Source organism: Pseudomonas syringae CC1557, assembly GCF_000452705.1.
In the GTDB taxonomy this organism is placed as follows: Bacteria; Pseudomonadota; Gammaproteobacteria; order Pseudomonadales; family Pseudomonadaceae; genus Aquipseudomonas; species Aquipseudomonas syringae_F.
The window spans coordinates 1,289,603-1,316,293 of sequence record NZ_CP007014.1 but is presented as its reverse complement, the minus strand read 5'-3'; the positions used below and the strand labels follow the sequence as shown (position 1 = coordinate 1,316,293).

General features: G+C 59.0%; 21 protein-coding genes and 1 pseudogene. 13 read left to right on the top strand and 9 right to left on the bottom strand.

The genetic code is table 11. The annotated features are described in order from the left end of the window. Positions 1-212: 212 nt before the first annotated feature. The gene (fadD2, locus tag N018_RS06225) at positions 213-1,901 is read right to left on the bottom strand and encodes a long-chain-fatty-acid--CoA ligase FadD2 (RefSeq protein ID WP_024643653.1); all 1,689 of its coding nucleotides are present in this window, start codon (positions 1,899-1,901) and stop codon (positions 213-215) included. 403 nt (positions 1,902-2,304) lie between these two features. Here fadD2 and N018_RS06220 point away from each other — a divergent pair, with 403 nt between their 5' ends. Next, on the top strand, positions 2,305-2,775 hold the full coding sequence (locus tag N018_RS06220) for a MaoC family dehydratase (protein WP_007248673.1): 471 nt from the start codon (positions 2,305-2,307) through the stop codon (positions 2,773-2,775). 171 nt (positions 2,776-2,946) lie between these two features. Next, positions 2,947-4,548, top strand: a complete 1,602-nt coding sequence (locus tag N018_RS06215) for a type III helper protein HopAK1 (protein ID WP_025389107.1) — start codon at positions 2,947-2,949, stop codon at positions 4,546-4,548. A 185-nt stretch (positions 4,549-4,733) separates the two neighbouring features. On the opposite strand, the gene N018_RS06210 is transcribed toward N018_RS06215, so the two are convergent. Beyond that, the gene (locus tag N018_RS06210; protein ID WP_032632337.1) at positions 4,734-4,889 is read right to left on the bottom strand and encodes a hypothetical protein; all 156 of its coding nucleotides are present in this window, start codon (positions 4,887-4,889) and stop codon (positions 4,734-4,736) included. Between the two features lie 88 nt (positions 4,890-4,977). Next, positions 4,978-5,316 (bottom strand): hypothetical protein, encoded by a 339-nt coding sequence (locus N018_RS06205; RefSeq protein ID WP_024643651.1) that lies wholly within the window; start codon positions 5,314-5,316, stop codon positions 4,978-4,980. A gap of 232 nt (positions 5,317-5,548) precedes the next feature. Here N018_RS06205 and rapA point away from each other — a divergent pair, with 232 nt between their 5' ends. Both rapA and N018_RS06195 read left to right on the top strand, forming a co-directional pair. Continuing rightward, the gene (rapA, locus tag N018_RS06200) at positions 5,549-8,395 is read left to right on the top strand and encodes an RNA polymerase-associated protein RapA (RefSeq protein ID WP_025389106.1); all 2,847 of its coding nucleotides are present in this window, start codon (positions 5,549-5,551) and stop codon (positions 8,393-8,395) included. Between the two features lie 721 nt (positions 8,396-9,116). Beyond that, positions 9,117-11,429 (top strand): putative bifunctional diguanylate cyclase/phosphodiesterase, encoded by a 2,313-nt coding sequence (locus N018_RS06195; RefSeq protein WP_025389105.1) that lies wholly within the window; start codon positions 9,117-9,119, stop codon positions 11,427-11,429. Positions 11,430-11,553: 124 nt separating this feature from the next. Here the strand turns inward: N018_RS06195 and N018_RS06190 are convergent, their stop codons facing one another. Beyond that, complete coding sequence (locus N018_RS06190) at positions 11,554-11,859, bottom strand: DUF2288 domain-containing protein (RefSeq protein ID WP_024646717.1); 306 nt, start codon at positions 11,857-11,859, stop codon at positions 11,554-11,556. Here N018_RS06190 and N018_RS28350 point away from each other — a divergent pair. The 8 genes and pseudogenes from N018_RS28350 to N018_RS06155 form a co-directional block, all read left to right on the top strand. Beyond that, a pseudogene (locus N018_RS28350) lies at positions 11,858-12,103 on the top strand (hypothetical protein); the annotation flags it as partial. The gene N018_RS06190 and the pseudogene N018_RS28350 sit on opposite strands and share 2 nt — an antisense overlap. An 84-nt stretch (positions 12,104-12,187) precedes the next feature. Then, complete coding sequence (locus N018_RS06185) at positions 12,188-13,312, top strand: branched-chain amino acid ABC transporter substrate-binding protein (RefSeq protein WP_025389104.1); 1,125 nt, start codon at positions 12,188-12,190, stop codon at positions 13,310-13,312. 223 nt (positions 13,313-13,535) lie between these two features. Then, on the top strand, positions 13,536-14,459 hold the full coding sequence (gene livH, locus N018_RS06180) for a high-affinity branched-chain amino acid ABC transporter permease LivH (RefSeq protein WP_024646715.1): 924 nt from the start codon (positions 13,536-13,538) through the stop codon (positions 14,457-14,459). Continuing rightward, positions 14,456-15,721 (top strand): high-affinity branched-chain amino acid ABC transporter permease LivM, encoded by a 1,266-nt coding sequence (locus N018_RS06175; protein ID WP_025389103.1) that lies wholly within the window; start codon positions 14,456-14,458, stop codon positions 15,719-15,721. Before livH ends, N018_RS06175 begins: the two co-directional genes overlap by 4 nt. Then, positions 15,718-16,485: a high-affinity branched-chain amino acid ABC transporter ATP-binding protein LivG gene (livG, locus tag N018_RS06170; RefSeq protein WP_024646713.1), complete on the top strand. Its 768-nt coding sequence runs from the start codon at positions 15,718-15,720 to the stop codon at positions 16,483-16,485. Before N018_RS06175 ends, livG begins: the two co-directional genes overlap by 4 nt. Beyond that, on the top strand, positions 16,486-17,187 hold the full coding sequence (locus tag N018_RS06165) for an ABC transporter ATP-binding protein (protein ID WP_007248684.1): 702 nt from the start codon (positions 16,486-16,488) through the stop codon (positions 17,185-17,187). Positions 17,188-17,443: 256 nt separating this feature from the next. After that, positions 17,444-18,124, top strand: a complete 681-nt coding sequence (locus tag N018_RS06160) for a COG3650 family protein (protein ID WP_024646712.1) — start codon at positions 17,444-17,446, stop codon at positions 18,122-18,124. 96 nt (positions 18,125-18,220) lie between these two features. Continuing rightward, positions 18,221-19,834, top strand: a complete 1,614-nt coding sequence (locus tag N018_RS06155) for an NAD(P)/FAD-dependent oxidoreductase (protein ID WP_025389102.1) — start codon at positions 18,221-18,223, stop codon at positions 19,832-19,834. A 154-nt stretch (positions 19,835-19,988) separates the two neighbouring features. Here N018_RS06155 and N018_RS06150 read toward each other — a convergent pair whose 3' ends face one another. From N018_RS06150 to dinG, 5 genes are all read right to left on the bottom strand, one after another. Further along, positions 19,989-20,453: a glycine zipper 2TM domain-containing protein gene (locus N018_RS06150; RefSeq protein WP_024646710.1), complete on the bottom strand. Its 465-nt coding sequence runs from the start codon at positions 20,451-20,453 to the stop codon at positions 19,989-19,991. 146 nt (positions 20,454-20,599) lie between these two features. Next, positions 20,600-21,247: a pyridoxamine 5'-phosphate oxidase gene (pdxH, locus tag N018_RS06145; RefSeq protein WP_024646709.1), complete on the bottom strand. Its 648-nt coding sequence runs from the start codon at positions 21,245-21,247 to the stop codon at positions 20,600-20,602. A gap of 98 nt (positions 21,248-21,345) precedes the next feature. Continuing rightward, the gene (locus tag N018_RS06140) at positions 21,346-22,512 is read right to left on the bottom strand and encodes an OmpA family protein (protein WP_025389101.1); all 1,167 of its coding nucleotides are present in this window, start codon (positions 22,510-22,512) and stop codon (positions 21,346-21,348) included. A 153-nt stretch (positions 22,513-22,665) separates the two neighbouring features. After that, positions 22,666-23,814, bottom strand: coding sequence for an EstA family serine hydrolase (locus N018_RS06135; RefSeq protein ID WP_025389100.1), 1,149 nt, complete (start codon positions 23,812-23,814; stop codon positions 22,666-22,668). A 110-nt stretch (positions 23,815-23,924) separates the two neighbouring features. After that, positions 23,925-26,069, bottom strand: coding sequence for an ATP-dependent DNA helicase DinG (dinG, locus tag N018_RS06130; protein ID WP_024646706.1), 2,145 nt, complete (start codon positions 26,067-26,069; stop codon positions 23,925-23,927). Between the two features lie 107 nt (positions 26,070-26,176). On the opposite strand from dinG, the gene N018_RS06125 reads away from it, so the two are divergent. Further along, complete coding sequence (locus N018_RS06125) at positions 26,177-26,641, top strand: CopD family protein (RefSeq protein WP_025389099.1); 465 nt, start codon at positions 26,177-26,179, stop codon at positions 26,639-26,641. The last annotated feature ends 50 nt before the right edge of the window (positions 26,642-26,691 follow it).

Below are 26,691 nucleotides of genomic sequence, written 5' to 3'. Positions count from 1 at the left end.
GGAGGCCTTGCCGGTCACTAAAATGACTTAACTCCAGACATCAGTCACATTTAAAGCGAGTCTCTTATTTCGACTCGACACGCCGAAAACGCTGATCCAGAGGGGTTGAGATGACGTGTGGGCATTTTAACAAGAGATCTGACCCTGTTTGCAACGTACTGCATCAGGGCCAGAGGTGTACGTGGGTACACAAATAGAGACGATTCCTGTGCTCAAGCGATGTCGCGAAGCTCCCGGCGCAGAATCTTGCCTACCGGCGTCATCGGCAATGAATCACGCAGCACGATGTACTTGGGCACTTTGTACGCAGTGAAGTTTTCCTTGCAGAACGCCTTGAGCTCCTCAGCACTTACCCCCGCCTCTCGCGGCACCACGAACAGCTTGACGGCTTCCCCGGTGCGTTCGTCCGGCACGCCGATACAGGCGCAGTTGGCGACTTTAGGGTGCGCCATGACCACGTCTTCGATTTCGTTGGGGTAGACGTTGAAACCGGACACGATGATCAGGTCCTTCTTGCGATCCACGATACTGACGAATCCGTCGGCGGCTATCACCGCAATATCTCCGGTCTTGAACCAGCCCTCGGCGTCCAGGGATTCGGCCGTCGCGTCAGCTCGGTTCCAGTAACCTTTCATGACCTGCGGCCCTTTGATGCACAACTCGCCGCGCTCGCCGAAGGCCAGCTCTTCTCCCTCGTCATTGATGACTTTCATGGCCGTGCCAGGCACCGGAATACCGACAGTGCCCAGACGCGCCTGCGCGCCATAAGGATTGGTGCTGGCAACGGGCGATGTTTCGGTCAGGCCGTAGCCCTCGACAATCGTGCAGCCGGTGATCTGCGCCCAACGCTCTGCCGTGGCCTTGACCAGCGCGGTGCCACCTGAATTGGTGCTCTTCAACGCGGAGAAATCCAGATTCTTGAATTCCGGGTGGTTCATCAACGCAACGAACAGGGTATTGAGACCGATCATGGCGGTGAACTTCCATTTCCCGAGTTCCTTGATGAAGCCCCCGATATCACGCGGATTGGTGATCAGAATGTTGTGGTTGCCGCCAATCATCATGCACATGCAATGCCCTGTGAATGCATAGATGTGGTAGAGCGGCAGCGGCGCGATCATCACTTCCGCGCCCTCTTCAAATACCGAACCGCCGTCAGCGCTTCGCTGGCGCATGCAGGCATAGACTTGCTGCATGTTGGCGACCAGATTGCCGTGGGTGAGCATCGCGCCTTTGGCCAGCCCGGTGGTGCCACCGGTGTATTGCAATACCGCAACCTCATCCAGGCCCTGCGCTACCACCTGAACCCGGCAGTCACGCCCGATGCGCAACGTGCGCTTGAAGCCAATCGCCTGAGGCAACTGGTAGTCAGGCACCAGCTTCTTGACCTTGTCGACGATCGTGTTGACCAGCCAGCCCTTGGCCGCCGACTGCATGTCGCCCATTTTCACTTCGATCAGGTATTCAATGGCCGTGTCCGGAAGCACTTCCTGCACCAGCTTGCCGAACAGGTTGAGATAGACCAGCGCCTTGGCACCCGAATCCTGAAATTGATGGCGCATCTCACGCGCGGTGTACAGCGGATTGGTGTTGACGACGATCAGGCCAGCGCGCATCGCACCGAAAACAGCGATGGGATACTGCAACAGGTTAGGCATCTGCACAGCGATGCGGTCGCCAGGCACCAGCCCTGTGTGTTGTTGCAGATACCCGGCAAATGCCAGCGAGTGGCGCTCGAGTTGGGCATAGGTCAGGGTCACGCCCATATTGCTGAACGCAGGCCGATCCGCAAACTTTTTACAGCTGCGATCAAACACGTCGATGACCGATTGATAGGCCCGCAAATCCACATCCGAGTCGACGCCGGCCGGGCGTTTGTCATTCCAGAAATCAGCTTGCATTATTTTTATCCTTTTCCCTGCTTATGCCTGGCCCGACGTTAACAGTTAAAGCGCATCAGGAAAATCGTCACCTGAACGTCATTAGCGGCATGAATCACGCCTGCGTTCAGACTGCCATCCGCCGAGCGCTATACACTGCCTTGCCGGCACGGAAGCACGACCGGCAAGTGACCGCGCGTCAACGCTGAAACAGCCGTGTTCCGGCGCCTGCCGCTATTTATTCATAACAATGTGATCTGGCGAGCGCCAGCAAACGTCTGATTGATCTTGTCGGTATATTGGCGGCAACGGGTCATCAAGTGTTACAAATCAGGGTCTATCCACAGGCGCGACCCAAGGGCGCGGCTACACAGGGCTGAACCTAGCGGCCCGCTTAATCCATATTCATTGTCAGGACAGCCACATGACTCAAGTCACCAACACGCCTTACGAAGCCCTTGAGGTTGGTCAGACCGCCAGCTACAGCAAAAAGGTGGAAGAACGTGACATCCAGTTGTTCGCCGCAATGTCCGGTGACCACAACCCCGTCCATCTGGATGCCGAATACGCTGCCAAGACCATGTTCAAGGAGCGTATCGCACATGGCATGTTCAGTGGCGCGCTGATCAGTGCGGCCGTCGCGTGCGAGTTGCCTGGCCCTGGCACCATTTATATCGGTCAGCAGATGACCTTCCAGAAACCCGTGAAACTGGGTGACACCCTGACTGTGCGCCTGGAAATTTTGGAAAAACTGCCTAAGTTCCGCGTGCGTATCGCCACTCGTGTGTTCAACCAGAACGATGAACTGGTGGTCGACGGCGAAGCCGAAATTCTCGCTCCGCGCAAACAGCAGACCGTCGACCTGACCGTGCTGCCCGAGATCACTTTCGGCTGATACCGAAAACGGGCGCGCGCCCAGACACCTGCGCCCGCCCCCGCTTCTGGCCTGAACGTAAATTCGTGATGCACACCGGAACTCTTTTCCTGCGCCTTCCACTCAGGAAACAAGCAGTACTTTCTATCCGGGATCACGAATTGTTCATTCCCACAGGCGGGAAAATAAGCCATGAATACGATCAACAGAAGCTATTACCCCGCCTCCGGCCTGTCGGCCCAAGGTGTCAATCCACAGTCCGACAGCCCCCCGCCATCCGGCTTGAAGTCGGGCCATGACAGCAAACTGATCGACTTCGGCCCGCCGCAACAGACAACGGGTCTGCAATCGCCGCCGAACAGTCTCGGCTCACGACCTCAGACACCTGCCAGCAATACTTCTTCAGGCACAACTGAAAGTCCGGTCGAGTTATTGCTGAACAAGCTGGTGGAGGCGATCCGCAACATCCTCAAGGATCTGTTTTCCGGTTCGTCGAGCAATCAACAGAAAGGTTCGACACCTCCCCCTGCACAGACGCAACGCGAACAGGCACCGACCTCTCCTCAATCGTCATCCACGACCCCGGCAGCGTCACCCTCATCGCCTTCAGTGGCCCAAGGCAAACCAGAGAAGCCGTTTGTGGTGCAGAACGACTACCCGATGGAAAAGCCTGTCACGCTGCAGAAAAATACCGCAGCGACACCGCCTGATACTTCGCCCCCTGCAGGTAAAACGCCTGACAAGCCCACCGCAGCAGGAACGCCAGCCACGCACGATCTGCTGCCGCCAAAAGCTTCAACACCTGCCATAGAGCCGTCTGACGCTGCAGAAAAAGTCGCTAAATCTGCAACCCGCTATGCCAGCGGTCCTGGCGCGGACATGTCCGGCATGGTCGGTTTCGCCAGGCAGGCGAACACCACTGGCGGTAACAACGGCAAAGTTGTCACGGTCAATACTGTGGCGGACCTCAAGAAGTACATGGAGGACGACACAGCCCGTACCGTCAAGCTGGGCGCTAATCTGTCTGCAGACAGTAAAGTGACCATTAACTTCGGCGCCAATAAAACCCTGTTGGGCTCCGACAAGGGCAACAGCCTGCACAATATTTATCTGGCCAGTAGCAAAACCGCCAGCAACGACATTTTCCAGAACCTGAATTTCACCCACGACAGCCGTTACCGTGAAAACGGTGACATGCAGATGTTCATCAGCAGCGGCCAGAAATACTGGATCGACCACAACACCTATACCGGCACCAAGGATCAGAATCCCAAGGGGCTGGATAAGCTGCTTTATGTGGGCGGGACGGCAGATAACGTCAGCCTGACCAATTCGAAATTCAAGAACAATGAATATGGTGTGATTCTCGGCCAGCCCGATGACTCCCCTGCCGCCAAGGCCGCCTATGCGGGCTACCCGCGGATGACCATCGCCAACAACGTGTTCAGCAACCTTGATGTCCGCGCCCCCGGTCTGATGCGTCATGGAGATTTTGATGTGTTCAACAACTCCATCGACAACTTCCATCTCGGCTTCACCGCGACCGGGGATGCGAACATCCTGTCGCAGTCCAACTACTTCGGAAACGGTGTCGACACCTCCCACAAGCCCAGTAACAGAGGCGTGCTGGATGACTACGGCGATGCGCACTTCAAAGACATCGGCAGCAATGCCACCTTCACGCAGAAATCCCCGGTAACCGTCTGGACGCCGAGCTATCACCGCGACATCAAGACGGCAGAACAAGCGAAGGCCTATGACCTGGCCAATGCTGGCGCTAAACCCGTCAACTGACGGCGCCTGGCAACCAACACAGCACCTGAGGCGCAGACGAAAAAAAGGGCGACCGAAGTCGCCCCAAGTGCCTTGCGTGCTCATTGCCAGCGTGTGCGGGTGGCCGCCAACGCTTTTTGATGCATTGAGAATACGTAAAGGCGTGCAGGGGCGAGTTGATCCAGATCAAGGGAGCAGAGGGCGGATCAGCTTTTTTTAGGCTTTTTCCTGGGCTTTTTTTTACCCAAAGGCATCGCCTGCTCGAAGGCGTTGCGCACTTCATTGAGACGCTTGTCGTTCAGATCATGAACGCGCTTGGCGCGTTCGGCGCTCAAATCGATCAGTTTTTCGTCGTCGCTCATGGCTTGCGGTTCTCGAACACGGGAAATCAGCACTAATAATGCTTAATCGCAGCGACTGTGACCAGTGCAGAACCGGATGACCGGGCCATCAGATCTGAATATCGACCCAGAGGCCCTGACGCGGCTCGTCATCAATCAGAGGAACAACAGGTACGGTATTGTCGGCATTCAGCGAGTCACCTGGAACGACCAGCCCCTGATACTCCTCGGCCTCATCATGGGAACGCCCGTGATGCTGTTGCTGACGCTGCTGCTCTTCACGCAATAGCAACGCACTGCGTTCAGTATCCTGATTGTGCAAGTCGATGGAGGTCTCGCTTGAACTCTCTTGCACCGGCGCGACAGGCGGGATGTCCGGCACGCGTTTGGCCGGGTCCATCTGTGATGTCACGGGCACCACACTTAACGGAAGCATAGGTTGCAGCATGGTTGTTCTCCTCTTACCGGGGTTTCGGCCGTGCACTGGGCAACTTGAACCGATATGGACCGGGTTACGGTAATCTATAAGAACTTTCTGACTGCATTTAGTGAAATTAGTGTCATGGAACTGAATATCCACTGCGAATCGAGGGTTTTGGCAGGGTATTTTCACGCCACCTTTGGTCTTCGGGGCGCGTTCCGTTAACATAGTCGGCTTTTTCAAGCGGGAGACAGGCAGCATGGCGCAGCAGTATCAACCGGGGCAACGCTGGATTAGCGACAGCGAAGCCGAGCTGGGTTTGGGCACCGTTCTGGCACAGGACGGCCGCTTGTTGACCGTGCTCTATCCGGCCACTGGCGAAACGCGTCAGTATGCACTGCGGAATGCTCCGCTGACCCGCGTACGCTTCTCTCCGGGCGACGTGATCACGCACTTCGAAAACTGGAAGATGACCGTTCGCGAAGTCGATGATGTCGACGGCCTGCTGGTCTACCACGGCCTGAACGCGCAGAACGAAGTGGTCACGCTGCCGGAAACACAACTGTCGAACTTTATCCAGTTCCGCCTGGCGACTGACCGTCTGTTCGCCGGCCAGATCGACCAGTTGTCATGGTTCTCGCTGCGCTACAACACGCTTGAGCACACCAGTCGCCAATTGCAGTCCTCGCTCTGGGGCCTGGGCGGCGTGCGCGCTCAGCCTATCGCGCATCAGTTGCACATCGCTCGCGAGGTCGCTGACCGCATCGCACCACGCGTATTGCTGGCTGACGAAGTGGGCCTGGGCAAGACCATCGAAGCCGGCCTGGTGATTCATCGTCAGTTGCTCTCGGGGCGCGCCAACCGCGTGCTGATTCTGGTGCCGGAAAACCTCCAGCACCAATGGCTGGTAGAGATGCGTCGCCGCTTCAACCTGCAGGTTGCGCTGTTCGATGCCGAACGCTTCATGGAAAGCGATGCAGGCAACCCGTTCGAAGATACCCAGCTGGCGCTGATTGCGCTGGAGTGGCTGGTCGAAGACGAAAAAGCCCAGGACGCCTTGTTTGCAGCGGGCTGGGACCTGATGGTGGTCGACGAAGCGCATCACCTGGTCTGGCACGAAGACAAGGCCAGCCGCGAATATTCGCTGGTCGAGCAGCTCGCCGAAGTAATTCCCGGCGTACTGCTGCTGACCGCGACCCCGGAACAACTGGGTCAGGACAGCCACTTCGCGCGTCTGCGCCTGCTCGACCCGAACCGTTTCCACGACCTGAAAGCCTTCCGTGCCGAAAGCGAGAACTATCGCCCGGTGGCCAAGGCCGTTCAGGAATTGCTCGACAAGGGCAAGCTGTCACCGGAAGCGCAGGCCACCATTCATGGTTTCCTCGGCGCTGAAGGCGACACGCTGCTGGCGGCTGTCAATGCAGGCGACGACGAAGCCAAGGCGCGCCTGATTCGCGAGTTGCTGGACCGTCATGGCACTGGCCGCGTGCTGTTCCGCAATACCCGCGCCGCCGTGCAGGGTTTCCCGGAACGCAAGCTGCACGAATACCCGCTGCCCTGCCCGGTTGAGTACCTTGAATTGCCGGTGGGCGAGCATGCCGATCTTTACCCTGAAGTGAGCTTCCAGGCACATTCGGAGGTCAGCGAAGAAGAACGCTGGTGGCGCTTCGATCCACGCGTCGACTGGCTGATCGATACGCTGAAGATGCTCAAGCGCGTCAAGGTGCTGGTCATCTGCGCCCACGCTGAAACCGCCATGGACCTGGAAGACGCCCTGCGCGTTCGCTCCGGCATCCCGGCTACAGTCTTCCACGAAGGCATGAACATTCTTGAACGCGACCGTGCTGCGGCTTATTTTGCCGACGAAGAGTTCGGCGCTCAGGTACTGATCTGTTCGGAAATAGGCAGTGAAGGCCGCAACTTCCAGTTCTCTCACCATCTGGTTCTATTCGACCTGCCGTCGCACCCGGATTTGCTGGAACAGCGTATCGGGCGTCTGGACCGGATCGGCCAGAAGCACACCATCGAACTGCACGTGCCGTTCCTTGAAACCAGCCCGCAGGCCCGCCTGTTCCAGTGGTATCACGAAGCGCTCAATGCCTTCCTCAATACCTGCCCGACCGGCAACGCCTTGCAGCATAAGTTTGGCCCGCGTCTGCTGCCGCTGCTGGAAAGCGGTGACGATGACGAGTGGCAAAACCTGATCAATGAGGCGCGTTCCGAGCGTGAACGCCTGGAAAGCGAACTGCACACTGGCCGCGACCGCCTGCTGGAACTCAACTCCGGCGGTGCCGGTGAGGGTGAAGCGCTGGTCGAAGCGATCCTTGACCAGGACGATCAGTTCAGCCTGCCGGTCTACATGGAAACCCTGTTCGACGCATTTGGCATCGACAGCGAAGACCACTCGGAAAACGCGCTGATCCTCAAGCCGAGCGAGAAAATGCTTGATGCCAGCTTCCCGCTGGGCGACGACGAAGGCGTGACCATCACCTACGACCGCAATCAGGCGCTGTCTCGCGAAGACATGCAGTTCATCACCTGGGAGCACCCGATGGTTCAGGGCGGCATGGATCTGGTGCTGTCCGGTTCGATGGGCAACACGGCCGTGGCGTTGATCAAGAACAAGGCGCTCAAGCCGGGCACCGTGCTGCTGGAGCTGATCTATGTCAGCGAAGTGGTCGCGCCGCGCTCGTTGCAACTGGGGCGCTACCTGCCGCCTGCTGCCCTGCGCTGCCTGCTTGATCAAAACGGTAATGATCTGTCGAGCCGTGTGTCGTTCAATACCCTGAACGATCAGCTCGAAAGCGTACCGCGGGCGAGCGCCAACAAGTTTATCCAGGCGCAACGTGACTTGCTGACCCCGAGGATCAATGCGGGCGAAGAGAAGATCACGCCGAAGCATGCCGAGCGTGTGGCCGAAGCCCAGCGCCGTCTGGCAGCCGATACCGAAGAGGAACTGGCCCGTCTGACCGCGCTGCAAGCCGTCAACCCGACCGTACGCGACAGTGAACTGGTTGCCCTGCGCACCCAGCGCGAACAAGGCCTGGCAATGCTTGAAAAAGCAGCGCTGCGCCTGGAGGCGATCCGGGTACTGGTCGCGGGATAAAGGTCCTGAGCGCCTGAACCTCTTCCCCCCCTATCATGCCAATGCGCCGCGTTGGCATGCATGGGGTGAAGCTCCGGGTAACAAAGCTGCAGCCTGAACGCAGCGTTTATCGTTCCCACTCCGCGTGGTAATGCATTTCGTGACGCTCCGCGTCACACGGCTCTGCGATATCAGACAGATTCAGGCTCGACTCGAGCCCCCTTTTCGCCCCTCGGCGACCTACTTTGATGGGGCCAAAGTAGGCAAACCCCCCTCGCTCCTGTTTCCGGCCCGACTTCGTCGGGTTCCTTCGCCCTGTCACTGATCCGGAGGTCGCCGCAACGGGCCATCCATGGCCCGGTGCGGCTTGCTCGGCGTCCTGCCGAGCATCCCCCGGATCAGTGCCAGGACTCAGCCGTCACTAAGGTCGCAATCTGCGTCGCCAGGGCCATCGCGGTAAAAAAGCGCTTCTTTGTGCAGTGGCTACGGGCGAGGCATGACGCACTGCACAAGAGTCAGTTGGACTTGTGTATGACGCTGAGTGCTCAGCAGGGGTACCCCCTTCCGGACGCTCTGCGTCGTAATTTGCACATGCCCTTTTCAGGCGCCAAAAGCACCGGCCATCACTTTGATGCCAAATTGGCACCTTCTGTATTGGCAGGTTGAAAACAGCCTCTATACTTCACCTTAGATCGCCGGGTTTCAAGCCTCGGCGCCCTGTAGTGAACACATAGGGCACGCTATGGAGTGGCTGGGTTTAAACATGTTTGCTGGCTTTCCAGCGGACGGGCAACTGCTGATCGACTGTAGTCACAATATATTTCTCGTGGCGCTGGCTTACGGAGTGGCCTGCGCTGCGTGCTTTGCCACGCTGGACATTGCCGACCGGGTCATTCACGTCGAAGCTGTGAAAAGCCGTCGCCTGTGGAAAGCCCTGGGTGCGCTGTGCCTGGCTGGCGGCGTATGGGCCATGCACTTTATCAGCATGCTGGCCTTTCAGGCCCCGCTGGCGTTGACTTATGACCTGACCGTCACCCTGGTTTCATTGCTGATTGTGCTGCTGACTGCATTGATCGCAATGAGAGCATTGACCTCACCGACACTGAGCATCAAAAACTGCCTGTTCAGTTCGGTGGTGATGGGCATCGGCATCAGCGTCATGCACTACCTCGGCATGTCTGCGATGCGCTCGGCCGCCACTCAATACTACGAACCACGGATGTTCTCGCTTTCGATACTGGTTGCCGTCCTTTCCAGTATTGCGCTGCTGACACTGGCTCGGCACCTGCGTCAGCACAGTGGCATGTTCCACCAGATGTTTCGTTACAGCGTCAGCCTGTTGCTGGGTGCCGGCTTGCTGACCATGCACCTGATGGGCATGAAAGCATTACGACTGGTCATGCCCGAAGGCTCGGAACTGCTGACCCCCAGCACCGGGAACAGCCAGCAACTGGGGCTGACCATTGCCGCCATCACGCTGCTGATCATCGCCGGGAGTATCAGCGCTGCCATGGCCGACAAAAAGCTGCAAAGCAAGGAGCATGACCTGCAACGGGTCAACACCCTGCTCAGCCAGTTGGATCAGGCTCGCGTCTCGCTGCAGCAAGTGGCGCATTACGACCCGCTGACCAACCTGATCAACCGCCGCGGCTTCAATCAGATATTTGCCGAGAAACTGTTGGAGCACACCCTCGGTAACGGCATGCTCGCGGTGATGTTTCTCGACATCGACCACTTCAAGCGTATCAACGACAGCCTGGGCCACGATGCCGGTGACGAGTTGCTCAAGGTCATCGCCGAACGCATTCGCAGTGCGACGCGCGTGCAGGACGTGGTAGCGCGCTTTGGCGGCGACGAGTTCTGCATCTTGCTGAGCATTCCCGATTACGAAGAGGCGCGGCATCTGGCGCATCGGGTCATGCAGAAAATGAAGGAAACCATCGCCCTCGCGGGAAGACGCATGGTCATGACCACCAGCATCGGCATCGCCGTGTTTCCGCGTGATGGCGTCACCTGCGACGAACTGCTCAAACATGCCGACCTGGCGCTTTATCAGTCGAAAGGTGCCGGGCGCAATAGGGTCAATTTCTTCAGCCCGGACCTGAAAACCAAGGCCAGCATGGAGCTGCATCTGGAAGAAGAACTGCGCAGCGCCTTGCGCGAAGAGACCGGTCTGCAAGTGTATTACCAGCCTATCGTTGACCTGCGCACCGGCCAAATTGCCAAGCTGGAAGCACTGGTGCGCTGGAATCATCCGCAGCACGGCCTGCTGGTGCCGGATCGGTTCATCGGCATCGCCGAGGCCAATGGTCTGATTGCCGAGCTGGATAACTGGGTCCTGCGCCGTGCCTGCCATGACTTGGGCACCTTGCGCCAGGAAGGCCTCGAACAGCTAATCATCGCCGTGAACTGTTCAGCACTCAATCTGGGCCGCGACGAACTGGTCGAAGAAGTCGAACACGCACTGGCCGACGCCAACGTCGCCCCCGGCCGACTGGAACTGGAAGTGACCGAAAACGCCCTGATGGGCAATATCAGCAACACCATTCTGATGCTCAAGCAGATTCGCAGCCTGGGAGTTTCGCTGTCGATTGACGATTTCGGCACCGGCTACTCATCGCTGGCCTACCTCAAACGTCTGCCTCTGGACACGCTGAAAATCGACCGCTCGTTCATCGTCGATATCCCCAAGTCTCCGCAGGACATGGAGATCGTCCAGGCGATTATCGTCATGGCGCACACGCTGCGCCTGAAAGTGGTTACCGAAGGCGTGGAAACGCCTGAACAACTGGAATTTCTGCGCAAGTTTGGCAGTGATTACGTGCAAGGCTATCTGTTCAGCACACCGCAGCCACTCGAGCGCATCCTGCCGCTGGTCAGGCAAATGAACCAGTTGGTCCCGGACACACTCTCGCCATCAGCGCCGAGGCTCGATACACCAGAGGCAGAGATCGACAACCAGCAATCGATGGATCTTTTCGCTGAATCGTCAGAGAGTGATCCCCTACCCCTTTTCAGGGCACCGCGTACGCTGCGAACACGAGTCAACGACTGAATATCAGCCGACAAGGCCTTGGGCGCGCCTGAACGCAATGTGTGGTCATGCGCTACTCAAACACCTCGACGGTTACCTTCCCACCCAGTCCGGCTCGCCCGCAGGCACTCTAAAAGTGCGGCTTTCAGTCTGACGCCCTGTTTTGAATCAAAACCCAAGGTGCCACTACCACCGCCCATAGCAGCGGATCGGTCTCTACCAGCTCAAGCGCCTTGGTTTCAGACACCTTGCCCACGCGCCCGTCTGCCAACCACGCAGACACCCTGGCTGCATCATTTTCGGCCACTGCCTCGGCGACTTCGATCAGATCCAGCGGCAGCTCGACCCACAACAGAGCACCCTTGGCAAAGAATGGTTGCAATTCAGTCCAGGCAATAGAGGCGGTTTCGCCGAGCAGTTTGGCATAGAGGGTGCTAGGTTCTTGCGTCATGGGTTTCACCAGGAAGGAAATCGGCCTAATGATAGCGCCGACCCTTTCAGGGAAAAACCCGGAAGCAGCTGATTCGTCGCAGGGAAGTGCAGATAACCTTATGGATCTGAAGTGATTTCGGACACTCAAGTGGTTGGATTCTGTAACTTTCTTTCGATTAAGCGACACGCATCGGTTTGTCCCTGAACGCCCGGCTTTCCAAGCCAACGAGCGGCGCTCTAAACTGTTCCGGTACAGTTGGCGGCGTGCGGGAAAACCGGTGACCGAATCCGGTCCTGAAGCTTTGGCCATCAGGATTATAAAAACTACAACGCAAGAGTGGAGCATCATGACTAAGGGTACTAATAAGCTGTCCAGGCTGTTTGCCGCACTGGTTATCGCTGGGGTTGCCAGCCATTCGTTCGCAGCTGACACCATCAAGATCGGTATCGCCGGCCCCAAAACCGGTCCGGTTGCCGAATACGGCACCATGCAGTTCAACGGCGCCAAAATGGCGATCGAGCAGATCAACGCCAAAGGCGGCGTGGACGGCAAGCAGCTTGAGGCCGTCGAATATGATGACGTGTGCGATCCGAAACAGGCCGTTGCAGTCGCCAACAAAGTGGTCAATGACGGCGTGAAATACGTTGTCGGTCACCTCTGCTCCAGCTCCACTCAACCTGCGTCCGACGTCTATGAAGACGAAGGCATCATCATGGTGACACCGGCTGCCACCAGCCCGGAAATCACCGCGCGCGGTTACAAACTGGTATTCCGTACCATCGGTCTCGACAGCGCCCAGGGCCCGGCTGCAGGCAACTACATTGCCGACGTCGCCAAGCCGAAAATCGTTGCTGTCATCCACGACAAGCAGCAATACGGCGAAGGTATTGCGACGGCAGTCAAGCAAACGCTGGAGAAAAAAGGCGTCAAGGTTGCACTTTTCGAAGGCATCAACGCTGGCGACAAGGACTTCTCGTCGCTGATCGCCAAGCTCAAGCAGGCCAACGTCGACTTCGTCTACTACGGCGGCTACCACCCTGAGCTGGGCCAGATCCTGCGTCAGTCCAAGGAAAAAGGCCTGAACGCCAAGTTCATGGGCCCTGAAGGCGTCGGCAACGATTCCATCTCGCAAATTGCTGGCGAAGCTTCCGAAGGCTTGCTGGTCACCCTGCCGAAATCCTTTGACCAGGACCCGGCCAACCAGGCGCTGACCGAAGCCTTCAAAGCCAAAGGGGAGGACCCGAGCGGCCCGTTCGTGTACCCGTCCTACTCCGCCGTGCAGGTCATTGCTGACGGCATCACTGCCGCCAAGTCCGAAGACACCGCCAAGGTGGCAGCCGCCATCCATGCCGGTAGCTTCAAGACGCCAATGGGCGAGCTGAGCTATGACGCCAAGGGCGACCTGAAGAACTTCCAGTTCGTGGTCTACGAGTGGCACTTCGGCAAGCCCAAGACCGAAGCTGCCAAATAAGCTGCTGCGTCAACCCTCGAAGCCCACTGCCTGTGCAGTGGGCTTTGTTTTACAAATCCCGGCCCGTTCGCACCCTCTGACAACAGACCTGCGCAACGAAGCCCCCTGAAAATCTTAAAACCGTTGCCAGCGGTTCTCTGACAGCGTCACGAGCAACGTATCGACAGAATGCGACCCGGCTCGATGCAGAGAAATGCAGATCAGGTTTTTAGGAGCGCGGTAAATGCCCGAGTTATTCCACTACATGCAGCAACTGGTCAATGGCCTGACCATTGGCAGTACGTATGCATTGATCGCCATCGGATACACGATGGTCTACGGCATCATCGGAATGATCAACTTCGCCCACGGCGAGGTGTACATGATCGGTTCCTATGTTGCTTTCATGGCACTCGCCGGTCTGGCGATGCTGGGGATTCACAGCCTGCCGTTGCTGATGATTGCCGGTTTTGCCGCAACTATTATCGTGACCAGCGCCTACGGATACAGCATCGAGCGCGTAGCCTACCGCCCGTTGCGCAACAGCAACCGTTTGATTCCACTGATTTCTGCGATCGGCATGTCGATCTTCCTGCAGAACTCGGTTCAGCTTTCCCAGGGTTCCGGCAACTTTGCCATTCCCAACCTGCTGCCCGGCAGCCTGTCGTTCGGGCCAGGTGGTTCGCAGGAGGTGCTGATTTCCTACATGCAGATCGTGGTGTTTGTCGTCACTCTGCTGGCCATGACCGGCCTGACCCTGTTCATTTCCCGCTCGCGAATGGGCCGCGCCTGCCGCGCCTGCGCCGAAGACATGAAGATGGCCAACCTACTGGGGATCAACACCAACAACATCATCGCCCTGACCTTCGTGATCGGTGCGGCACTCGCAGCCGTCGCTGCGATGCTGCTGAGCATGCAATACGGCGTGATCAACCCCAACGCGGGCTTCCTCGTCGGTCTGAAAGCGTTCACTGCCGCAGTACTGGGCGGTATCGGTTCGATTCCGGGCGCAGTGCTCGGTGGCCTGGTGCTGGGCGTCGCCGAAGCCTTCGGCGCCGACATTTTTGGTGATCAGTACAAGGACGTCGTGGCTTTCGGCCTGCTGGTCCTGGTGCTGCTGTTCCGACCGACCGGTATTCTGGGTCGTCCGGAGGTTGAGAAAGTATGAGCAAGTCTTTCAAACAGGCGCTGTTCAGCGCCGCATTGGTCTGGGCTGTGGCCTACCCGGTGTTCGGCCTGAAGCTGGCCTTCTCCGGCGTCACGCTGCAAGTGCAGAATGCCAGCCCGCTGACCCTGACCATCATTGCCGTGTGTTCAGTCCTGCTGTTCCTGCGCGTGCTGTTCGCCGAGCAGATCAGCGGCATGCGTCGCGGCTCCGAAAAACCACTGATCCCGCAAAAGACCAGCGACTTCCTGAGCCAGCCAAAAACCCAGCGCTGGGGCCTTGCAGCGCTGATCGTGCTGGCATTCATCTGGCCATTCTTCGGTTCGCGCGGCGCGGTGGACATTGCGACGCTGATCCTGATCTACGTGATGCTCGGCCTCGGCCTGAACATTGTGGTCGGGCTGGCGGGCCTGCTCGACCTTGGCTACGTGGGCTTTTACGCGGTCGGTGCTTACAGCTATGCCCTGCTGTCGCATTACTACGGGTTTGGCTTCTGGATCTGCCTGCCGATTGCGGGGTTGATGGCGGCGCTGTTCGGGTTCCTGCTGGGCTTTCCGGTGCTTCGTCTGCGCGGCGACTATCTGGCAATCGTGACGCTGGGGTTCGGCGAGATCATCCGTATCTTCCTGCGTAACCTGACCGACATCACCGGCGGGCCCAACGGCATCAGCAATATCGAAAAGCCGACCTTTTTCGGCCTGACCTTCGAGCGCAAGGCTGCCGAAGGCATGCAGACCTTTCACGAATACTTCGGCCTGCCGTACAACTCGATCAACAAGGTTATCTTCCTCTACCTGATCGCCCTGCTACTCGCGCTGGCCGCACTGTTCGTTATCAATCGCCTGCTGCGCATGCCCATCGGCCGGGCCTGGGAAGCATTGCGCGAAGACGAAATCGCCTGCCGCGCACTGGGCCTGAACCCTACCGTGATCAAGCTCTCGGCTTTCACCCTTGGCGCAGCCTTCGCAGGTTTCGCAGGCAGTTTCTTTGCCGCGCGCCAGGGTCTGATTACCCCGGAATCGTTCACTTTCATCGAGTCGGCAATCATTCTGGCCATCGTCGTGCTGGGCGGTATGGGCTCGCAACTGGGCGTGATTCTGGCAGCTATCGTGATGATCCTGCTGCCTGAGCTGATGCGTGAGTTCAGCGACTACCGCATGCTGATGTTCGGCGCGCTGATGGTGCTGATGATGATCTGGCGTCCACAGGGCTTCCTGCCGATGCAACGCCCTGAAATGAAATTGAAAGCGGAGCTGCCAAAATGAGCCGCCCATTACTGCAAGCCACCGGCTTGAGCATGCGTTTCGGCGGTCTGCTGGCGGTCAACGGCGTTGCCCTGACCGTGAATAAAGGGCAGGTCGTGTCGATGATCGGCCCCAACGGCGCAGGCAAGACCACGGTCTTCAACTGCCTGACCGGTTTCTACCGGCCCAGCGCCGGCACCATTCTGCTGGACGGTGAGCCGATTCAGGGCCTCGCCGGTCACCAGATCGCTCGCAAGGGCGTGGTACGCACCTTCCAGAACGTGCGCCTGTTCAAGGAAATGACTGCCGTGGAAAACCTGCTGGTTGCCCAGCATCGGCATTTGAATACCAATTTTTTGTCCGGTCTATTCAAGACCCCGGCCTTCCGCCGCAGTGAACGCGAAGCCATGGAGTACGCCGAGTACTGGCTGGAAGCGGTCAACCTGCGGGAATTCGCCAACCGTCCTGCCGGCACACTGGCCTACGGTCAGCAACGCCGGCTGGAGATCGCCCGCTGCATGATGACCCGCCCGCGCATCCTGATGCTCGACGAACCGGCTGCCGGACTGAACCCCAGAGAGACCGACGATCTGAAAGCGCTGATCGGCGTGCTGCGCAACGATCACGACGCCACCGTGCTGTTGATCGAGCACGACATGAAACTGGTGATGAGCATTTCCGACCACATCGTCGTGATCAATCAGGGCACACCGCTGGCGGACGGAACACCGGAACAGATTCGCGACAATCCTGACGTGATCAAAGCCTACCTGGGGGAAGCGTAAATGCTGCAATTCGAAAACGTTTCCACCTTCTACGGCAAGATCCAGGCGCTGCACAGCGTCAACGTGGAAGTGCGTCAGGGCGAGATCGTGACCCTGATCGGTGCCAACGGCGCCGGCAAGTCCACCCTGCTGATGACCCTGTGCGGCTCACCCCGCGCCCACAGTGGCAGCATCCGTTATATGGGCGAAGAGCTGGTCGGTCAGGAATCATCGATCATCATGCGCAAGAGCATTGCCGTAGTGCCGGAAGGCCGTCGTGTGTTTGCGCGTCTGACGGTCGAAGAAAACCTGGCAATGGGCGGCTTTTTCACGGAAAAGGCTGACTATCAAGAGCAGATGGACAAGGTCCTGCACCTGTTCCCACGCCTCAAGGAACGCTTCAATCAACGCGGCGGCACCATGTCCGGTGGTGAACAGCAGATGCTCGCCATCGGCCGCGCATTGATGAGCAAACCCAAGCTGCTGTTGCTCGACGAGCCCTCGCTGGGCTTGGCACCGATCATCATTCAGCAGATTTTCGAGATTGTCGAACAACTGCGCCGCGACGGCGTAACAGTGTTCCTGGTCGAGCAAAACGCCAACCAGGCCCTGAAAGTCGCGGACCGCGCCTACGTGCTGGAGAACGGCCGCGTGGTTATGCAAGGCACTGGCGAAGAACTGCTGGTCGATCCGAAAGTACGGGATGCGTATCTGGGCGGTTAAGCGCACACCACGTCCCGAGAGGCCGAGAAGGGTTTTGTAAGAGCGAACCGGGCGACGCTTCGCTTGTTCGCGAAGGCGGTCGTTTAGACGATGCATTTTCGTCGAACACGACGGCCCTTTCGCGAACAAGTTCGCTCCTACTGTCAGAGTCAGACCTGCACGATAGTCGAAGCCACTGCCCGCGCGATAACATTCCAACCCTTGTGATGCATCTCCAGTCTGAGTAACGTGGCGGCACTTGTCTGGAGATCAATCCATGTTTGCTGTTCGTTCCGTCCTCGTATTTGCCCTTCTTCCTTTGTTCGCCGGATGTCAGTTGCTTGGCAAATCTGCCGATGCGCCAACGGTTTCCACGGCGGGCATGCTCCGTATGCAGGGCGACCTGACGGGCGAAAACGGTCAGTTGCTGTTCAAACCGTGCAACGAGCAGCGTCGCTACGTGGTCAAGGATCGCGGTAATACCGGCGTTCTTCAGGAAGCGGCTTCTCTCGCCGACAGCAAGGGCAAGGTGTTTGCCGATCTGCGCGGTAACTTCACTGCGAGCAAGGCAGGCAACAGCGACGGGCTGCTGGACCTGCACCAGCTGTATCGCGTCGAGCGTCCCGGCCAGTCGTGTGAAGACCTCAACTTCAAGCGTCTGACCCTGCACGTCAATGGCAATAAACCGGCCTGGAACGTCAATGTCAGTGGCAAGGGTATGGTCCTGGAGCGCGAAGGTGCAGCGCCACTGGCGGTGCCGTATGTCGAAGAAAAACTGCCCGATGGCAGTTTCAGCATCAGCAGTGAGGCCAATAACCAGCGTATCGAGCTCTGGGTAGCACCACAGCGTTGTGTAGACAGCGTAAACGGCTCGATGCAACACCTGACTGCCGAGCTGCGTATCAATGGCCAGGCCCAGCGTGGCTGCGGCTATTACGGCGGCTCGCGCGACGATTGATCGGGCAGGCTCGCCGCCAAAGGGGTTCAGCGCTTATAATCGCCGGTCTTGTAGTGCTGTCGGGCTGAACCTGCGGCCCGAAAACTGGACCCTTTAATGTTACGAATCACCGAACTCAAGCTGCCGATCGATCATCCGGACGAAGACCTGCGCGTTGCACTCTTGCAGCATCTGGGCATCGACAGCAGCGAACTGCTGGACTTCACCCTGTTCAAGCGCAGTTACGACGCGCGTAAAAAGTCCTCTGAACTGTGCTTCATCTACACCATCGACTTTCAGGTCAGGGATGAAGAGGCATTGTTACGCAAGCTGGCCAACGATCGCCACATCGGCCCTGCGCCCGACGTCAGTTACAAAGTGGTCGGCCATGCTCCCGAAGGCTTGACCGAACGCCCGATTGTGGTCGGTTTCGGCCCGTGCGGTATCTTCGCCGGGCTGCTGCTGGCGCAGATGGGTTTCAAGCCGATCATCCTTGAGCGTGGTACCGAAGTGCGCCAGCGCACCAAGGACACGTGGGCGTTGTGGCGCAAGAATGTGCTCAACCCCGAGTCCAATGTGCAGTTTGGCGAAGGCGGTGCCGGGACGTTCTCGGACGGCAAGCTGTACAGCCAGATCAAGGACCCTAAATTTATCGGCCGCAAGGTGCTGCACGAGTTCGTGAAAGCCGGTGCGCCGGAAGAAATCCTCTACGTCAGCAAACCGCACATCGGCACGTTCCGCCTGACCGGTGTGGTGGAAAACATGCGTCACCAGATCGAAGCCATGGGCGGCGAAGTGCGCTTTCAGCAGCGCGTCACCGACCTGATGATCGAGGACGGTCAGGTACTCGGCGTCCAGCTGGACAGCGGCGAACAGATCGAGTCCCGGCACATCATTCTGGCGCTGGGCCACAGTGCCCGCGATACCTTCCGCATGCTGCACGGGCGTGGCGTGTACATGGAGGCCAAGCCGTTCTCGGTGGGCTTCCGCATCGAGCACCCGCAGTCGCTGATCGACCGCGCTCGCCTGGGCAAGTACGCCGGTCACCCAAAACTGGGCGCAGCCGATTACAAGCTGGTGCATCACGCCAGCAACGGTCGCTCGGTCTACAGCTTCTGCATGTGCCCTGGCGGGACAGTCGTCGCCGCGACCTCCGAGCCTGGCCGGGTGGTCACCAACGGCATGAGTCAGTACTCACGCAACGAGCGCAACGCCAACTCGGGCATCGTCGTCGGTATCTCTCCGGAGCAGGACTACCCTGGCAGCCCGTTGGCCGGTATCGAACTGCAGGAGCGCCTGGAATCTCACGCCTACCTGCTGGGCGGCAGCAGCTACGAGGCCCCGGCACAACTGGTTGGCGACTTCATCGCTGGCCGGGCGTCGACAGCCTTGGGCAGTGTAGAACCATCCTACAAGCCGGGTGTGAAGCTGGTGGACCTGGCCGATGCCCTGCCCGCCTTTGCCATCGAAGCCATTCGTGAAGCGTTGCCTGCGTTCGACAAGCAGATCAAAGGCTTTTCGCTGCACGATGCAGTGCTGACCGGCATCGAAACCCGCACCTCCGCCCCGCTGCGCATCACGCGCGGCCCGACCCTGCAGAGTCTGAACACCAAAGGCCTGTACCCGGCCGGTGAAGGCGCGGGCTATGCGGGCGGGATTCTGTCAGCAGGCGTGGACGGCATCCGGATTGCGGAAGCGTTGGTGCGGGATATGTTGGGGATCGAGGGCTGACCCCTGGATGATTAAAAGCTGCGGCTAACAGTAAGGATCGGACGCGAAGCGTCCAGAACCGCATGCCAACGCAGAGCATTAGCGCGATATTCACGCCAGGCAATAAAAAACCCCGAGCATTCTGGCTCGGGGTTTTTGTTTACGGTGCTGCGAATCAGTGAGTAACGCGGCTGGTGCCGTTGACGCTCATGATGCGCACGCGCTCGCCGACCCGGAAAATCTCGTTTTCCTGAACCTGCTGCACATAGGCACGCATGCTGCCGTCGTCTTCACGCACGGTGATTTCAACACCTTGCGTGCGCGTCAGGCCTTCTTCGGTCGCCGAACCCAGCAGACCACCTGCCACCGCACCGATCACTGCCGCCACGATGCTCCCGCGACCGCCACCGATGGCGCTGCCGCCAACGCCACCGACGACTGCACCTGCAGCGCCGCCGATTGGCGTTTTGGTGCCTTCGATCTTGACTGGACGCAGCGATTCGATGGTGCCCATGCGGACGGTCTGTACGGTCCTGGCTTCATCACGGGAATAGGAATCGCCGGTCAGATTCGAAGCACACCCACCCAGGGTCAAGGCCAGGGCAGTGAACGAAGCAACCAGAAGAGCAGACTTGCGCATAACGGTATCTCCAGAGGAACCAGTGGCCATTAGACTACCCTACAAGGGTGCTGTCACGGCCCCGGCTCCGCAAATTAAGTTCATTCAGGCGTCATACAGCGACCGTCCGTATAACGCTCAGACGACCCGGCAGACAAAAAATTCAATCAGGGCGCTAGACGCTCGCGTGTCCACTCACCGTCTACCCAGCGATAGTTCAAACGATCGTGAAGGCGGCTGGATCTGCCCTGCCAGAACTCGATTCGCTCAGGCAAGAGACGGTAGCCTCCCCAGTGTTCCGGGCAGTGTGGCTGGGCGTCGGAAAAGCGTTGTTGCGTTTGTCTGATCAGACCTTCCAGTTCGTCGCGATCGGCAATCACCCGGCTTTGCGGCGATGCCCATGCGCCCAGGCGACTGCCCAGCGGACGAACCTGGTAATACGCATCGGACTCCTGGGCACTGACTTTCTCGACTCGACCTTCAATACGCACCTGGCGCTCCAGCGTGGGCCAGAAAAAGGTCATGGCGGCAAAGGGTCGTGCAGCCAGTTGCTGGCCCTTGGCGCTGTCGTAGTTGGTAAAGAATGTGAAGCCTTGGGTATCAAGCCCTTTGAGCAGCAGAACGCGGCAATGCGGACGGCCTTGCTCATCGACGGTCGCCAGGGTCATGGCATTGACCTCGACCGGCGGCTGCTCGGTTTTTAGCGCTTCGTCGAACCACGTGTGGAAGAGCGCAAACGGCTCGTCCGGTGACTGAGATTCGGTCAATCCGTCACGCGTGTAGTCACGGCGCATGTCGGCCAGGGTCTGGGTCATGGGTTCATTCCTGCGCAGATGTCATGAACAACTGCATGCCAACGCGGAGCGCTGGCACGAGAATCAGTCAGTTGTGTCTGGTCGCCCCGCGTCAGACCTCAGTTGTTGGCCTGACTGTCATCCTTCTTGGCTGACGTTGTAGTCTTGGCCGGGGCCTTGTCAGTGTTTTTGCTTGCTGCCGGTTTCTTCGCGGCTGCGGTGGTCTTGGCTGGCGCTGCTTTCTTGGCAGTGCTGGCCTTGGCCGGTGCAGCTTTTTTGGCCGTGGCTTTCTTCGCCGGGGCTGCTGCTTTCTTGGCAGGAGCGGCTGGCGCAGGTACGACAGGCTTGACGTCCTGGGTAGCAACCATGACGGGTGCCACCGGAGGCAGCGCGTAACGGGCCATCAGGACGCGCATGGTGTCTTGCGGCGTCATGAGGATCTCGACGCGGCGGTTGAGCGCACGCCCCTCCAAGCTGTCGTTGGCGGCACGCGGCATGACCGCGCCCATGCCGCGCTGGCTCAGGCGATTACGCTCCAGACCACTGAGACGAAAGATCGCGGCAACCGACTGCGCACGTTCCTGGCTGATCTTCTGGTTGGCTTCGGTGGGACCGGAAGTGTCGGCATGACCGAGAATCAGCACGGCAGTTTTCTGATCACCTTCAACCACTTTCGCCAGACGCGTGATCGGACCCAGAGTGTTGGGCAGCAGCATGGCCGGGCGATCCGGGTTGAACGAGGTGTCTACCGGCGCGGTGATCGCCAGCAGGTCTTCGCGACGCTCCAGCTGGAACGGGCTGTCCTTGATGGCAGCGCGCAAACGCGGTTCGTACTCATCAAGCCAGGCTTGGGTCACTTTCGGATCAGGCGTCGGCAGCCCTTTAGGCTCGTCCTTGGCGCCATCGTTTGCACCAAACGGCCACCACCACTTGGTGTCGGTTTCGGACTTGGCGACCATCGCAGGCGCAGCAGGCTTGTCTGCCGCTTTGCTGGCTACCGCATCAGGTTTCACCTGAGCGTTGTCGTTCGAGCCAAACGGCCAGTACCACGGGGCGCTGCTTTCAGCGCCAGCCGCAGGTGCCGTTGTTGCAGCGGCCTTGGCCACCGGAGCCGGAGCCGGGCTCGGTGCCGGAGCCTTGGCAGCAGCGCCTGCATTGGCAGACTCGTTGCTGGAACCGAACTGCCACCAATGGCCTCCAGTTGCAGCAGAGTCGGATTGAGGAGTTTGAGCACAGCCGGTAACGGCAATGCACAGAGCAAGAACGAGGCTTTTATTAGACGACATGGATGACCCGCAACGGTTTTGATCAGACAGGGGAACGTGACTATGTCCGTATAACACGCATAAAGACGCAGTTGGAAAAAGAAACCGTCGTACGGTTCCGGTTACAGCCTATTAACTGACAGTCGGTATTAAACAAGCACTTATGGGCGATACTTACTGCAAACACTCACGCAATTTGCCAACCAGTTTCTGTGCCCTCGGGTCCATCAGAATGTAAGGGCCCAGCGTGTTGGTCACGAAGCCGAAAGCCACTTCATAATCCGGATCGGCAAAGCCCACCGAGCCACCTGCGCCGGGATGCCCAAACGCCTTGGGGCCCAGGCCATACGTGGCGTTGGGCACGGTCGGCTGGTCAAGCATGCAGCCCAGCCCAAGACGAGTCGACGTCAGTAGGGTCTTATCCTGACCGATGCTGTGTTCGCGGGTCAGCTCATTGAGCATGTCGGCTTCCAGCAGGCTGCCATCCAGCAGGCCGTTATAAAAGCCTGCCAGACTGCGCGCATTGCCATGACCATTGGCCGCTGGCTGCTGCATGCGCCGCCATTCAGGCTTGTTGGTGCTGGTCATGATCGAAGGCGGATTGGTAAAGGCCCTGGCCGTGATGGAAGCAGGTTCGCGCATTGTCGCTTGCAGCACGCGCTGAGCAGCGTCATCACCGTTGTTGCCTTTGCCACGAGCGATATGCGCCACGCGATAAAACTGGTCATCGGCCAGCCCGACATGGAAATCCAGCCCTAATGGACGCGAGATGCGTGCGGCAATCGACTCACCCGGCCCGCGACCGTCGGCCCGGCGCAACATCTCGCCCACCAGCCAGCCGTAGGTGATCGCTGCGTAGCCGTGCCCCTGACCCGGCGTCCACCAAGGCTCTTCAGCCGCCAGCGCCGCGGTCATGATGTCCCACTGATAAAGCGCTTCTGCGGGCAATTGCTCGCGCAGCGCGGGCAGACCGGCCTGGTGGCAGAGCAATTGACGCAGGGTGATCGACGCCTTGCCCGCAGCAGCGAATTCCGGCCAGAGGCTGGCAACGGGCTCGTCCAGCTTCAGCTTGCCTTCCTCGACCAGTTGCAGCGCAGCAACGCTGGTGAAGGTTTTGGTGCAGGAAAAAAGATTGGCAATGGTATCGCTGTGCCAAGCCTCGGCACCGTCCTTGTCGGCCGTACCGGCCCACAGATCGACAACCGTCTGGCCGCCGACCTGAATGCACAAGGCCGCGCCACGCTCCTGAGGATCGTCAAAAAGCGCGGCGAACGCCTCACGCACCGCTTCAAATTGAAGTTCGTAGTGACCCTGAATCTGCAACGACTGACTCCTGACTGGCAGCATGAGCCTGACGACAGGCTGAATAGGTGCGCATTGTTCCAGCGATCGAAGGATTTGGGAACCTATGTGAAACGCTCTTCATCTCTGTCTCAGGATATCTCGCGTCGAAACGGTGGCAGCGCATTGAGAATCGCCTTGCCGTAACGCTGGGTGACCACCCGGCGGTCCAGCAGCGTGATGGTGCCGCGGTCCTCTTCAGTACGCAGCAAGCGGCCGCAAGCCTGTACCAGACGCAGCGATGCATCGGGCACAGCGATTTCCATGAACGGGTTGCCGCCACGCGCCTCGATCCATTCGGCCAGCGCCGCCTCGACCGGATCGTCCGGCACCGCGAATGGAATCTTCGCAATCACCACATGCTCGCAATAGGCACCGGGCAAATCCACGCCTTCGGCAAAGCTGGCGAGCCCGAACAGCACGCTGGACTCACCGCTGTCGACCCGCGCCTTGTGCTTGTTGAGGGTTTCCTGCTTGGAAAGATTGCCCTGAATGAACACCTGCTTGCGCCAGTCACGGTCCAGGCCATCGAAAACGTCCTGCATCTGCTTGCGCGAGGAATACAACACCAGTGTGCCCCGCGAACCTTCCACAAGACCGGGCAGATCACGAATGATCGCCGCCGTGTGCGCCACCGAGTCGCGCGGGTCGGCTTTGAGGTCCGGGACCCGCAGCACGCCGGCATCGGCATGGTGAAACGGGCTGGGCACGACGGCAGTCACAGCACATTTCGGCAGGCCGGCACGCATGCGATAGCGGTCGAACTTGCCCAGCGCGGTCAAGGTAGCCGAGGTCACCAGCGCACCATAAGCAATGTTCCACAGATTACGACGCAGCATTTCGGCAGCCAGAATCGGGCTGGCGTTGACCTCGATATCGAACAGCGCGCCGCTGTCGGCCAGGGTCAGCCAGCGCGCCATCGGCGGATTGTCTTCCGGGTCTTCGGCGGTGAAGGCCGTCCACAACTCCCAATTGCCATGGGCACGAGCCAGCAGACTGCCGAACAGCGGATACCATTCTTCGGCCTGATGGCTGGCAATGCCGATGTTGACCTCGCCGTCCATACCCTCTTTAAGCAATTCAGTCAGGCGCGTGAACAGATCGTCGAGGCGCGCAAAACCCTTTTTCAGTTCGACGCCCATCTCGCGGATGTGCTCGGGAATCACCCCGCCGATAAAGCGGTGACGCGGGCGTTCGCGACCCTGCATGTCTTCACCGGCACGAAAATCGGCCAGTTGCTCACAGGCGCCGAACATGAACTGCTGATGGCCCTTTATCTCGCGGGCCAGCTCCGGCACCTGCTCGATCAACTTGCCCAGATCGCCAGGCAACGGGTGCTGAGCCAGCAGCTTGGCGAGGTTCTTGGCGGTCTGTTCCAGCCAGTCGGCGGTCGATTTCAAGCGGGTGTAATGGGCAAAGTGGCCGATGGCCTTGTCTGGCAGGTGATGGCCCTCGTCGAACACGTACAGCGTGTCACGCGGATCTGGCAACACTGCCCCGCCGCCGAGCGCCAGGTCAGCCAGCACCATGTCGTGGTTGGTGACGATCACATCGACCTTGCCCATGCCTTCGCGCGCCTTATAGAAGGCGCACTGCTGGAAGTTTGGACAATGGCGGTTGGTGCACTGGCTGTGGTCGGTGGTGACACGTGCCCAGTCCTGATCGGCCAGCTCCTGAGGCCAGCTGTCGCGGTCACCGTCCCATTTGTTGCCAGCCAGCTTCTGCAACATGGTGGTGAACAGCTTCTGACTGGCTTCATCGACCTCGATCTTGAAGCCTTCTTCTTCGAACAGCTGCGCGGTCGCGTTGGTCGCGTCACTTTCCTGCAACAGCATGTCGAGCTTGGACAGGCACATGTAACGGCCGCGCCCCTTGGCCAGGGCGAAGGTGAAGTTGAGACCGCTGTTGCGCATCAGGTCCGGCAGGTCCTTGTAGACGATCTGCTCCTGTAGCGCGACGGTGGCCGTAGCAATGACCAGCCGCTTGCCCGCCGCCTTGGCGGTCGGAATCGAAGCGATAGCGTAAGCCACGGTTTTGCCGGTGCCGGTGCCCGCCTCGACCGCTACCACGGCCGGGTCGCCCGACCGACGGCCCTCTTCATCGGTGTCAATGTCCCCCAGCACCCTGGCGACTTCAGCGATCATCAATCGCTGGCCGTAGCGCGGTTTGAGGCTCTTGGCTTCGAGGAAACGCGAGTAAGCGCCCTGGATCTGGGTTTTGAGTTCGGTACTGATCATTGGCTTCGGTTCGGGGGCACGACTAAAAAGGCTGGATAAATTTTCAGTGGTTCTGAGTGGGCGCTATCATAGCGCGCTAAATCCATCCGCGCAGAACGGAGTGTCCGATGACCGCTTTTTCCACTGTCTATACGCTGCATGTGCTGGCTGCCCTGATCTGGGTTGGCGGCATGTTTTTCGCCTGGATGGTTTTGCGTCCAGCCGTTATTGCAGCACTTGAAGGCCCGGCCCGCTTGAAAGTGTGGGTCCAGGTGTTTCCGCGCTTCTTTATATGGGTCTGGGCAACCATCGTGATCTTGCCGATCACCGGCATTGGCATGATCCAGCTGAATTTCACCGGCTTTGAAACCGCGCCGCACTACGTGCAAATCATGATGGGCCTGTATGTGGTGATGGTCGCGCTGTTTCTTCGTATCCATTCCTTGCAATTGCCGGAGCTGCGCCGCGCCGTGGAAGCAGAGCAATGGGCGCAAGGCGCAGCAGCACTCGGCCATATCCGCAGGCTGGTCGCAATCAATCTGATCATCGGCCTGGCCGTGGTCGCCCTGGCGGCTGCCCGTCCAGGATTTTGAGACGAAACGGAACATCACAGGGCACGAGAGGTGACATCGCGCACAGCTGG